This is a genomic window from Streptococcus parasanguinis, assembly GCF_001073155.1.
Lineage (GTDB): Bacteria > Bacillota > Bacilli > Lactobacillales > Streptococcaceae > Streptococcus > Streptococcus parasanguinis_D.
Map to the genome: position 1 here is coordinate 13,404 of NZ_JVEE01000016.1, position 12,564 is coordinate 25,967.

A 12,564-nucleotide genomic window follows, 5' to 3' on the forward strand; every position below is an offset into this window, starting at 1 on the left:
ACTTCTCATTTTTCATACGCTGATTTTTTAGGATAATATTCATTTAAAATTTGCTTGAAATGAATGATGTTTTCTTCCCTAAAGTCACCATCATCATTGACACAAAGCAGTTTTTTACGTCTATCTGTAAAGATAGATTCCAGCTTATCCACTTGATTTAAACCAATTGTTTCTCCGAAATTTTTAGACATAGGATAAAACTGATTACTTTCAATTTGCCAGTTAGAACAAACGTATTGATTGACATCTACCCCATAATCTCTAATCTTATTTCTGGATGTTCTATCCAAAGTTTCACCTTCGATGTCCCACAAATGTGACAAAGTACTCTTCTTCATCGGTACAGGCAAATGCTGATTCACATAACCCGTCGGTCCCCATGGTAAGAGTAACAAGTTTTTCAAAACCAAGGAACCATAACGAAAATTAAAAAATTTCCAAGGAGAGGATTTCATAGCCTTCTTATTAGGAAAATGGCGATAAATCAACTCAACATTATTGTGATAAGTATTTGTAAATGGTGACCATGGAACTAAAGCATCGTATACTGCTAAAAGCTTGGGTTGTCCATTCTTATAAAAATCGGAAGGTTGAGTATCCTTTATCATGAACATATCATCATTGAAGTAGATAAAATGTTCTGATAAGCCCTCAATACGATGAAGATTTAGCTCAATTGCTGCTGAATTATATGAAGGAAGGTAAGCTTCAGGCATAAATTCCCTATGAGTGATCAACTTAAGTTTTGGATGCTCCAAATTTAACCAGTCAGGCTTTTGCCCATTGGTAATTAGATAAACATTATTCACCCAAGGAGCATGCTTTTCAATCATTCGAAACCAGTAATTAAAAATACCGTAATCACGATAACGTTGCTCTCCGTCGATTTCTTGGTCTATTTTTGACATTTGACCTGTCACGGCTTGTTTCTCGCGGATAAACTCCGTATCACTTCCGTCGACCCAAAGAACCACGATATCAATTTTTTCTTGTGTCATTTAATAAATTCTTTCTCAACGACTTCTAGAGCACGCTCAATAACCACATGCATATCGTAGTATTTATAGTCTGCTAGGCGTCCACAGAAGATAACCTTGTCATTTTTCTCAGCTTCTTCTTGGTACTTGGCAAACATCGCATTATTCTTTTCATCATTGATTGGATAGTAGGGCTCATCGCCTCGTTTCCAATCAGCTGGGTATTCACGGGTAATCACCGTCTTCGGTTGTGTACCATACTCGAAGTGCTTATGCTCAATGATTCGAGTATAAGGAATCTCACGCTCTGTATAGTTGACGACCGCATTCCCTTGATGGTTTTCCTCGTCCAAGACTTCGTGTTCAAAACGAAGACTGCGATACTCCAACTCACCATGTTTGTAATCAAAGTACTGGTCAATCATCCCTGTAAAGACAACTTTATCAGCTGAAGCTTCAAGCTCTTCACGATTGGCAAAGAAATCAACCCCAAGTTCTACTTCTATATCACCCAGCATGTTTTCAATGATGACGTTGTAACCACCGATTGGAATCCCTTGGTAACGGTCATTAAAGTAGTTGTTATCAAAGGTCAAGCGAACTGGAAGACGTTTGATGATAAATGGTGGAAGGTCTATTGCAGAACGTCCCCATTGTTTTTCTGTATAGCCCTTGATCAACTTTTCATAGATGTCCGGACCAATCAACTTGATCGCTTGTTCTTCCAAGTTCTTAGGCTCAACATCTTTCATATCCGCCGTTTGCTCCGCAATCTTGTTTTTGACTTCTTGAGGAGTCTTTGTCCCCCACATGGCATAGAAGGTATTCATGTTGAAGGGAAGATTGTAGAGGCTGCCCTTGTAATTAGCTACCGGTGAATTGATATAGTTGTTAAATTCAGCAAATTGGTTGACATAATCCCAAACCTTTTTGTTTGAGGTATGGAAAATGTGGGCACCGTACTTATGAACATTGATTCCTTCAACTTCTTCACAATAGATATTACCACCAATGTGGTCCCGTTTATCAATCACTTTTACTTTTTTGCCACGCTTGGTTGCCTCATGAGCAAAAATTGCCCCCGATAGACCAGCACCAACAATCAGATAATCGTACATAGTTGTCTCCCTATTTTTTTATTAATTGCTGTTTCAACTCTTTCACATTCACTATTTTGAGGAGCAAAATCAAGGTCCCATAGATGACCCCACCTAGGCCAGCATAGAGAACGACATTCAGCGTCGGCGAAAGGTGGACGATGAACTTGACTAGTAGCAAAAGACCATACATGAGGCCTGAAGCGAACACAATCTTCATCATTGAGCCCATAATCGGCACTTCTTTAAGATAAGTTCGTGTGAAGTAGAGTTGAATCCCCCATACCAAAGCTTCTGTCAACACTGACACAATCGCAGCTCCAATAAAGCCCAGTTTTGGTAGGAAGATGAGATTCAATCCGACACTGACAATGGCAGGTACAGTAGTCGAAATCATAAATTCTTTATTTTTATTGTGAGGGATTAGAATTTGAATCCCCATGATATTGGTCCATCCGATAAAGAACATTCTAAAAATCATGATGGCAATGGCATAACGTGCATCTTGGAAATCCTTCCCTAGGAAGAATTGAACAAAATCATCATTGATAATCAGCATGCCGGCAATAATCGGAAAAATGACCAAATTGTAAATCAAAAAAGACATTTGGTGCATCTTGTTGACAGCCTTGTGGTCCCCTGAGGATAAGAGGCTCGATACCCGAGGCAACATGACACTCCCCAGTGAAGTCACCAAGGTTAACAAAATATTGACCAATTTTAAGGCCTGGTCATAGATCCCCACATCCTTTGTAGAGGCAAGAGCCCCAAGCATAGTCCGGTCTAAGGTGACATAGAGGGAAATGGCAATCTGAGGTAAAAAGAGCAAAATGACCGGTTTTAAATGCACCCGTGCATAGGCCATATCAAAATGGACTTTCCCAATAAATTCACGTGCGGGCAACCACATGCTAAGCTGACCTAACAGTTCAAAGATGGTGAGTAAGAATACATAGAGATAAAGATCATTAGCAGATTTGACAAACAAGAAGATGGAGATGACTCCAACCAGTTTGACCGTGATATTTCGAACCGTAATCTTGCGGAAATCTTCCAATCCTTGAAAGAGCCAGGAGATGTCTAGTCCCTTTGAAACTAAACTGAGCCCCAAAATATAGGCCACAGGGTTTTGCATAGAAGGAAGGGTTAGACATAAAAGAACATAGAGGGTAAGGGATAAAATCGTAGCCCCCAACTGAAGGGTATAAATCCCCCAGAAATTCTTTTGGATGTCTTTTCGGTGTCCTGAAATCTCCTTAGTTCCATAATTGGCCACTCCTAGCGTCGCCAAAAGGAGAAAATAGGTAACAATGGAGTTGAAATAGCCATAGGTCCCCAAGTCATTTGAACTAAAGACCCGCGTCACATAAGGGGTGGTGATAATCGGCAAGATAATCACCAATAACTGGTAGGAGAGATTATAGGCGTAATTTTTAAGAACTTTCATGATCATTCAATTCTATATTTTATTTTGTATTGAACTGGCACAAGGCTAGCAAAAAGTGTAAAAATAAAAATATTATATCCTGGTCTTATCCAAAAAGCTTCTATCATACAATTAATTGTAATAAGCGATAATAAAGCTAAGAATAGGAACATACCCTGTTTATAAATTCTCTTTGATGCAAGTACATAAATCAATACCAGTAATACTACAGGAACAACTCCGTAGTAAAATAACATTTGAATATAAGAGGAATCTACATAGTTATAACTGTATACTGATTCTGTTGTGCCGCCATATCCTATAAACTTAACCCCGGTTGCTCCAAACAAATGTAATCCATAGGTCTCTATTGCATTTTTCCCTAAAAATAACCTCATACTGAATAAGTTGTTCAAACTCACAAATAATGAAGAAGACCAGGTAAAGAAATACGATAAGTAAAACATTAAGAAAGAAAATATAGCTGCAAAATAAGGTAGGATCCCATAAATTTTAAATTTTCTTTCTTTAGTAACATACATAACAATAAAAATGACAGTTGCTACAAGTACAGAAAGGGCATTTAACCTAGCATCACAAAATTTGATGATAAAAAATGCTAAACTAATACCTACCAAGGTTCGTAGTATGATGAACTTTTTCCGTAGTACATATCCCCAAGCAATAAATAAATAAAAACAGTGAGACGCAAAGTCAGTTGGATAAATGAAACCAAAGGAATTTCTAATCACAAGGCCAGACGAACGGACCTGAGCAAATTGTAAATTAGGAATAACTCCTAGAATTGAAAGTAAGAACACTCCGAACACTATCGTTCCTGACACAATAACGTATGTTTTTAAGATAACATCAATATCTGCATCATATAATAACAAAATCAATAATGAATAAAGTAGGAAATTAGTCCCGCCCGTATGCATGAATACGATAGAACTTGTTAGTAGTAATAAAATAGCAGTTAAGATATAAAAGAACGTGAATTTTTTTATATACAAAAATCTAAAACATAATAATAATGAAAAACAGATTAATAAAACAACCGGAAGATTTGGGATTATTCTGTTTAACATTGTTGTCATAAGAGTATCGTACCCAACAATAAGAGTCAATACTAGAATAACCAAAAGGTTCTCAAACTTAATTTTTAACATAATACCTTTTTACTCTTAATAAAATAGCTACACCTATTTAAAAGCAATTTTACGTAAAATTGGATTCATTTTCATTTTTTCAATAAAGATGACTGTCCGAAATTTTTTTTGGGTGAGAAGATCAATACTCAATCTTCTAATAAAAGAAGAAATATCTCGCTGTCTTAATAAGGTCTTATAAGACCCAATCATTTGATTCCTATTTCCTGAAAAAATATGATCAAAAGCTTTATTAGTAATAACAGATTGCAGTAATTCTATCTTTTCTTTCCTTCTCGCATTTAAATTAGAAATTTGAAAGGCTGCACTTACAATAATTTTTGTCTTAATTTCCTGAATTAATGTGGCATCTTCTATTTGGAACTTTTCAAGTAATTCTTGCAATGCTTGAAGTTCATCTAATTGTATTTCGATTCTTCTAGGATGAAAACTGGTCAATGCTGAACCGCTTCTACCAGCAATATAATTATAAAGAATCGAATCAATAAATTGAATGGTATTTAAATGTCGATAAACTTGAAAATTGAATGAAGTATCCTCTCCTATTGGTTTACTAGGAAACTGAATATCGTGTTTTAAAATAAATGACTTGTTATAGATTCTTGACCAAACATTGTACATCATATCAGTTTTGAATAACTCTATAAATTCATTTCTAAATTCATTCTTTCCAAGAAGACCACAACGCGTATACAAATGAGGGCGACAAGACAAAATAGTGTCCTTATTTTCTTTAATTTCATTGTAGCCAAAACAAAGAACATCCCATTTATCATTGAGGGTAGGAAATATTTTTTCAAAGAAATCCTCAGATACGAAGTCGTCAGGATCCATAAAAAATAAATAATTACCTCTCGACAAAGAAATACCTAAGTTCCTAGCTTCTGACACTCCGTTATTTTCAATATGCCTAACACAAACGTTAGAAAAATTATTTTGATACTTATCACAAATCGCACCGCTATTATCACTTGAACCGTCATCAATTAACACAATTTCATAATTGATTGGCGACGATTGCATAAGTATGGAATCTAGGGCTCTTTTTAAATAACCTTCAACATTAAATACTGGAACAATAATACTCAAATCTATATTATTCATTACTCTTCATCCTTAATTTATGACGAATAAATTCTAGTGTCCATTTTTCTTTTTTTAATTTCTTTAACATTGTTGATCTAATATATTCCCAATAGAATTTATTTCTTGTCACCTCTACTAGCTCTTGCTTAGAAATTTTCTCTCCAATAACTAATTGATTTGGTATAACATAAAATGAATCAACCAATTTAAACTCAGGACATTTGATCATCCTCTTTTGGAAATGTGCATATAGAGGACGCTTAACCACTATATCACTATCGATTAAATTTATCGATTCCAAACCATTTTCCTCTGACCAAAAATAGTAGCGTTTCGGTTCGTTTTCACCATATTCCCGAAATGAGAAATGACTAATATCAATATCATCAAAAAACTTATCTTGCAGTTGTTTGAAATGACTTTTTTCAAAAAGCTTTTGGATACCTTCTGCCTCATCAAAAATAAAATTTTGCTCACTAGTAAAGACATTATGATAATCTAATCGATAGTTTAAACCTTGCCCAGACATAAATACATGATTAACATCTTGTGTATTTTTAAATATTTGTAAATGACCTAAAAGACCATATCGAGCATAATCTTTCTCAAAAAATCTATGCTCTTCTAGAAATTGGTAAATATCTCCAAGTAAAACATCTGTGTCACAAAAGCCCCAGTAATCATAACCCTTTAATTCTTCTTCAAAGATAAGCCCATAAGCAACTTTATAGTCACATAATTTATAAGGTGTTTTAAGAGAGATTTTAAAATCAAACTTAGACTGAACTTTCTCTCTTAACTCATCAAAAGAAAGAGTTACAAATTCTATATTTTTAGCATTTAAAATGTCAAATTGTTCAACCTTTTGATCCGTATAAATTAAGAAATCAATCTTTTGATTACGTTTGGCGGTTAACAAAAAATAAGGGAAAAATTTTGGAAGTCTTCCGAAATATGGAATAATAAGTCTTATTCTTTTCATTTAGTTAGATCCTCTCCACCCTTATTCAACCAAGTAACAGCATTAAAATAACGGTGGTACGTTTTCAAATCGATGCCAACGTGTCCTTGCTTTTCAGCTGATTTAAAGTGGACCAATGAAGGTAGGTCACTATAATTCTTTGAAGAGAAAATCACCTTACTCTTGTATGGAAGCTCTTCAAACTCTTTCATCAGCTCATAAGTACAAGCATCATTGTCATTGAACTTGAAATACAAATTATCCCAATGCATTCTCTTCAAACGACGATTCCATTTTTTAGTAGCTTCTTCTTCATCTGCATAATGCAAAAAATGAAGTTCAATATCATCAAGAAGTGCGAGTGGATAGGAATTATCAAAGTCTGTGATATATTTCGATTCCTTAACAAATTTCAAGGGAATGTTTCCGCTCAAATAGTATTTGATATTCTTGAGCATTTTGATGTAATCAGGCGAAAAGACAAACAGTCCAACAAACGGTGTTTGATAAGGTAGTCCTAACTCCTGATAAACTTTCCCAGCCCAACAATTATCACAAATGATCGTGAAATTTTTATTCTTGAGTCTTCGCCGAGGAATAAAGTTAATAATTGGATAAACGATTGGTTTTAATTTATTCTTAATTGTTTCAGTATTCATCTTAATAGTTCTTATACAACTCCGAAAAATTCCGAATATAACTTTGTAATGAGAATAGTTCTTTTTGGCGTTTAACAGATGCCTTTCCAAATTGTTCTCTCTTCTCAGTGTTCTCAGCCAATTCTTGAATAGCCTTGGATAATTCAGAAGGTTGATTTGGTGTGGCAAGAAGGCCGTTTTCGCCTTCCTTAACCATTTCACAGACACCACCATGACGGTAACCGACTACAGGTTTGCCACAAGCCATGGCTTCTAGGACAACTGTTGGCAGTGGATCTGGATTTGTACTTGGCAAGACAAAGATATCAAACATATTATAGAGTTCTGTCGTCTTGCTATAATAGTCAATTCGCTTGATTTGGCTAGCTACTGGTGATTCTGATATAGCCTTTTCCAACTCATCCACGCGCCACTCTTCACCTTCAAATGCACTTCCTGCCAAAAAGGCTACTGCTTTTGAATTGGCCTGTAAGATTGGCGTCACAGCTTCTAAAAAGTCGCCTTGACCTTTCCAGGCATTCACACGACCAACCATACCGATAACCAAAGCATCCTGCGAAATTCCAAACTGATCACGAACCGCACTAGCATCCATCACCTGATAAACAGCATTGTCAACACCATTATAGATGACTTGAACATGATCATCTTTGACATAACGAGACTGCTTGACGTGGTTGGCTACAGCATTTGAAACGGTCACAATCGTATCCGCATAGCGACCCATTAAAAAGTTGATGAAATCAGAAATCGCTTTAGGTTTAACGATGATTTCATGCACATGCCAAATCAGAGGAAGTTTCAACTTCCGTTTGAGGTAAATTCCTTCAAGAACCGCTGTGGTGTTGTTGTGAATGAGGGTAATGCCATTCTCCTTAGCGTATTGAGCAATTTGTTTGGAGTAACGGTTATAGGAACCAAAGTACTCAAGGATTCCTTTTGGATTAAAATATTTCCGGCGCAAGATTGGGTAATCAATGACTTTAACCTTAGCACCGACCTCTTCCAATGCACCAACTAAGACACCATCATTGGGTAAGATAACGTGTGCCTCAAAAGCATCTTTATCCAAACCCTTAATAAGCTCCAACAAAACCTTGTCAGCACCATACATTTCGGCACCAGCGTGGAGATATAATATTTTCTGCATTTCTAACCTTTAAATACTTTCTCGTAGTCTGTGACAATCTTTTCCCAAGTGAAGGCTTCTGCGATCCGTCGGCTTGATTTCTCATTGAGGTCTGCGATGGCTTGAGCGTCCAATTGTTCAGCCTGATCAATGACATGTGCCAATTGATCTTTCTTCCAATAAAGCGCCCCATCTTCACCAACTTCTCGGTTGAAACCAACATCTAACAAGAGGTTGAGTTTAGTAGACTCGAGCGCCTCAAGAAGAGATGGATTGGTCCCGCCTACCTCATGACCATGGAAATAAGCAAAGGCATTCTCACGAATGTATTTAAGTAATTCTTGATCATAGACAGTCCCCACAAACTTCACTCGAGGATCTTGATCAAATCCTGTATCCTTGCGCAACTGTTCATAGAACTTGTTTTGCTCTACATTAGTAATCAGGACAAAATCTTTTTTAGAATTGGACTGCATAAAGCCACGAATCATGGCCTCATAGTTATTTTCAGGTACAAAACGTCCCACAACAAGATAGTAATCTCCTTCGGAGACTTGCTTGTCTGCAAACCAGGTCCGTATTTTCTCATCTTCTCTACTCAGGCTAGACTTGCTTGTATCCGTTCCATAGGCAATATAGGTCGTCTGTGGCTGATACTTAGCGTAATCCTTTTGAATATAGGCCTCGATATTCTTGCTATCGCAGATTAACAGGTCGGCATGTTTAACCATGAGTTGTTCAGAAAACTTCCAATACTTACGGACTGGGAGACTCCATTTCGCGCGAAGCCATTCATGACCATCTGGATTGACCATGAGGGTCCCACCGATCGCCTTGATTTTCTTTTTAATTTTTGAGATAAAAGGACCAATCCGGCAAGCCAAGACATAGAAGATCGGAGCTTGATCCTTATTTTCTTTAGCCATTTCAATAGCCTTATTGAGGGCCGCAATATCATAAGCAATAGCACGCGCAGGACCGATATTAGGGACGTCAATATTGTAACAGATTGCTCCATTATGCTCGAAAGTATCTGCTGTAATGTCTGATTTTGCAGAGTTTTCCCGCATACAAGCCACATAATACTGAATTTCTTTGTCTTTTTGGAATTCTGTCAATTTCTCAACAAAGGTTTCAAAACCACCATATTTTGCTGGAATACCTTTGGAACCAACGATATAAATTGATTGTGTCATTTTTCTCCTAACATGGAAAGGACGAAGTAGGCAGTCTCCTACTTCGCTCCTTCTTTTCTAAGTACAACCTTCACGGTCTTGAGCAAGATCTGAATGTCTCTCCAAATCGTCCAATCATCCATGTACGCAACGTTCAGTTTGACCACTTCGTCAAAGTCTGTAATCTCACTGCGTCCGCTCACTTGCCAAAGGCCTGTAATCCCTGGCTTGAAACTGAGTCGGCGTTTTTGGGCTGGCGTATAGTCTTGGTATTCGTCTACCGTTGGAGGACGAGTTCCGACTAGACTCATGTCACCGATCAGAACATTGTAAAATTGTGGCAATTCATCCAGACTGGTCTTACGGATAAAGCGTCCGATTGATGTTACCCGCGGATCGTTTTCCATCTTAAACATCCCACCTGTCATGGTGTTTTGCGCCATCAGATCTTTTTTAATCTCTTCGGCATCCACGCGCATGGAGCGGAATTTATAGAAGTTAAAATACCGTCCGTTCTTTCCGACCCGCTTCTGTACAAAGAAGGCAGGGCCGCCATCTTTACGGATCAGAGGGACTAAGACAATACTTACTAGTCCACAAATCAAGAGACCAAAGAGGGCTCCCGCAATATCCAAGAGACGTTTGGCCAATACGTGGCTCGGTTTGTAGAAATTGGTTGAGAAAGTGACGACACTTAGTCCCCCGACTTCTCGAACCCGTTTATTGCCCAAAGAAGCGAAGTTAAAGGCATTGAGATTGACCGATACATCGATCCCCATACTCTCAAACTCCGAGACGAAGTCACTAATATTGTAGTCCTCACTTGGCAGATTGATAAACACTTCATCCACCACTTCCTTGGTCACAAAGTTCATCATTTGATCCGGCTGCACCACCCGTACACCCGAATGGGTAAAATCCGTATCATCCATGACAGTGACACCGATCAATTCCCCATGATAGAGGCTGGGCGAATGCAGAATATCAAATACCCTTTCCATCCGACTGGTCGCTGTGATCAAGAAAATCTTTCGCGAACTTTTCCGCCGTGGTGAAACAGACTTCCGGTATCTCTTGAGCAAGAGATCCATGATGTAGACGGAAAACGTATTGAAAAGAAAGAAGTAGATCATCCCCCGACGAGAAATGGAAAAGACCCCGTCGAGCATAAAAGAGGTAAAGGTGATCCCAACAGCGAAAAATACATTGTATTTCAAGACCTGAAAGAGCTCATCCAGATAGCCTCTGCTGTAAAAACGATAGGAGACATTGCTAATGTAGAAGGCTACAAAATGCAAGAGATAGAGAATGGCGATCGTCTGCGATGTGTATTCTGCATCCTTAAAAAGACTCACAATGTAAGCTGAAAATAGGACAGCCAAACTTTGAAAGAGAACAATATTTAATTTTTCCAGTTCGATTCTTTCTTCTCCCATTTTCCCTCAATCCTATTCTTTACTTTTTCCCGTACTCTCCGTAAGATCCGTATCCACCATACGAACCATACTCAGCAGCTTTAATGTTAAATTTATTGAGCACTACTCCTAAGAAAGGTGTGCCTGTTTGTTCTAATTGGTCCTTGGCCTTTTGGACAGCCTTGCGTCCATTGGCACCAGATTCTGTGATCAAGACAGTTCCATCACAGCGTTGGGCGATAATGGCTGCATCGATCACGACCCCGATTGGAGGCGTATCGACAATGATGTAGTCAAAATGCTCACGCAGGGCATCCATCATCACAGTGAAGTTCTTGCTTTGCAAGAGACCTGTTGGGTTTGGTGCGACCTGTCCAGACTCGATGATATCCAAGTTTGGAAAATCAGTCGCATACAAAATTTGGTCCAATTGGCTACGACCAGATAAGAAATCTGTTAACCCTTGAATCTTAGTACGACTACGGAAAATCCCTGTCATGACAGAGTTCCGGATATCACAGTCGACCAAGAGGGTCTTGTAACCCGCACGCGCAAAAGCAACGGCCAAGTTGGTTGAAGTGGTTGATTTTCCTTCATTTTCTTGAACAGATGAGACAGCGATGACTTTTAGATCCACTCCACTCAATTGGATATTGGTCGCAAGAGCATTGAAGTACTCTTCCACTTTTCGAATTTCTTGCAATTTGTTTTTTGAAATTTCTAACGTATTCATGCGATCTCCAGTCTATAGTTTCTTAATATCTGGTACAACACCAAGTAAGGTCAGACCCATCAGCTCTTCAACGTCTTCTGGTCTCTTGACACGATCGTCCAAGACTTCTACTACGACCATGAGAACCACCATCAAACCAGCTCCAGCAATAAAGCCAAGAAGGACATTGCGCTTGATATTTGGTGAAGAAGGTGATTGAGGCACTTCGGCTTCATCCAAGGTCGTAACATCTGACACCTTGGTCACAGAAATGATCTTTTCAGCTGCTACATTCCGAAGACCATTAGCAATACGAGCCGCTTCTTTTGGATCTCCGTCCTTAGCCGTGATCGAAAGGATACGAGTATCTGTTGGAACGGACACACTGATCTTTTTCAACAATTCAGCAGGTGTCATATCGAGTTTCAATTCTTCGATGGCTTGGCTCAAGACATTCTGAGAAAGAATGATCTCACGGTAGTCCTTAACCAAGTAAGAACCCGCCTGCAAATCAGAGTTTGTCAAGGCATTGTTGTCTTGGTTTTGACGGCTGACCACATAGATCCGGCTAGTACTTTGGTATTCTTTCTTGGCTAAAAAGGCACTGTAGCCAAATGCTGCAATGGCAAAGACAAGAGCGACCAAAACGATCGAAAACTTGCGTTTCCATAGGGTCTTCAGCATAGCGAAAACATCAATTTCCACTGCTTGATTTTCTTGATTGTTCATTTCCTAATTACTCCTTCATGTGGATC

The 12,564-nt window shown here is 38.3% G+C and carries 12 protein-coding genes; all 12 read right to left on the reverse strand.

Annotation, left to right across the window (positions count from 1 at the left end):
* Positions 1–5: 5 nt before the first annotated feature.
* From ADH92_RS01590 to ADH92_RS01645, 12 genes are read right to left on the reverse strand one after another with little or no spacing between them, the layout of a single operon-like run.
* Positions 6–998 carry a stealth family protein gene (locus tag ADH92_RS01590; RefSeq protein WP_049496403.1) on the reverse strand — a complete coding sequence of 331 codons (993 nt, stop codon included), beginning with the start codon at positions 996–998 and terminating at the stop codon, positions 6–8.
* Positions 995–2,095, reverse strand: coding sequence for a UDP-galactopyranose mutase (gene glf / locus ADH92_RS01595; protein ID WP_049496405.1), 1,101 nt, complete (start codon positions 2,093–2,095; stop codon positions 995–997). The genes ADH92_RS01590 and glf overlap by 4 nt, the downstream gene beginning before the upstream one ends.
* Before the next feature lie 10 nt (positions 2,096–2,105).
* Positions 2,106–3,521 (reverse strand): flippase, encoded by a 1,416-nt coding sequence (locus tag ADH92_RS01600; RefSeq protein ID WP_049496502.1) that lies wholly within the window; start codon positions 3,519–3,521, stop codon positions 2,106–2,108.
* A gap of 2 nt (positions 3,522–3,523) precedes the next feature.
* Entirely contained in the window at positions 3,524–4,672 is a 1,149-nt protein-coding gene (locus tag ADH92_RS01605; protein WP_049496408.1) for a hypothetical protein, read from the reverse strand.
* A 33-nt stretch (positions 4,673–4,705) separates the two neighbouring features.
* The gene (locus tag ADH92_RS01610; protein ID WP_049496411.1) at positions 4,706–5,776 is read right to left on the reverse strand and encodes a glycosyltransferase family 2 protein; all 1,071 of its coding nucleotides are present in this window, start codon (positions 5,774–5,776) and stop codon (positions 4,706–4,708) included.
* A complete protein-coding gene (locus ADH92_RS01615) occupies positions 5,769–6,740 on the reverse strand; it encodes a DUF6625 family protein (RefSeq protein WP_049496413.1) in 972 nt (323 codons plus the stop codon). The genes ADH92_RS01610 and ADH92_RS01615 overlap by 8 nt, the downstream gene beginning before the upstream one ends.
* Positions 6,737–7,378: a DUF1919 domain-containing protein gene (locus ADH92_RS01620; RefSeq protein WP_049496416.1), complete on the reverse strand. Its 642-nt coding sequence runs from the start codon at positions 7,376–7,378 to the stop codon at positions 6,737–6,739. Before ADH92_RS01620 ends, ADH92_RS01615 begins: the two co-directional genes overlap by 4 nt.
* A 1-nt stretch (position 7,379) precedes the next feature.
* Entirely contained in the window at positions 7,380–8,528 is a 1,149-nt protein-coding gene (locus tag ADH92_RS01625; RefSeq protein ID WP_049496419.1) for a glycosyltransferase family 4 protein, read from the reverse strand.
* 2 nt (positions 8,529–8,530) lie between these two features.
* The gene (gene cps2T, locus ADH92_RS01630; protein ID WP_049496421.1) at positions 8,531–9,703 is read right to left on the reverse strand and encodes a beta 1-4 rhamnosyltransferase Cps2T; all 1,173 of its coding nucleotides are present in this window, start codon (positions 9,701–9,703) and stop codon (positions 8,531–8,533) included.
* Between the two features lie 38 nt (positions 9,704–9,741).
* Positions 9,742–11,118, reverse strand: a complete 1,377-nt coding sequence (locus ADH92_RS01635) for a sugar transferase (protein ID WP_049496424.1) — start codon at positions 11,116–11,118, stop codon at positions 9,742–9,744.
* A 19-nt stretch (positions 11,119–11,137) separates the two neighbouring features.
* Positions 11,138–11,830: a tyrosine-protein kinase gene (locus tag ADH92_RS01640; RefSeq protein ID WP_049496427.1), complete on the reverse strand. Its 693-nt coding sequence runs from the start codon at positions 11,828–11,830 to the stop codon at positions 11,138–11,140.
* Between the two features lie 12 nt (positions 11,831–11,842).
* Entirely contained in the window at positions 11,843–12,538 is a 696-nt protein-coding gene (locus tag ADH92_RS01645) for a Wzz/FepE/Etk N-terminal domain-containing protein (RefSeq protein WP_049496430.1), read from the reverse strand.
* Positions 12,539–12,564 lie beyond the last annotated feature (26 nt).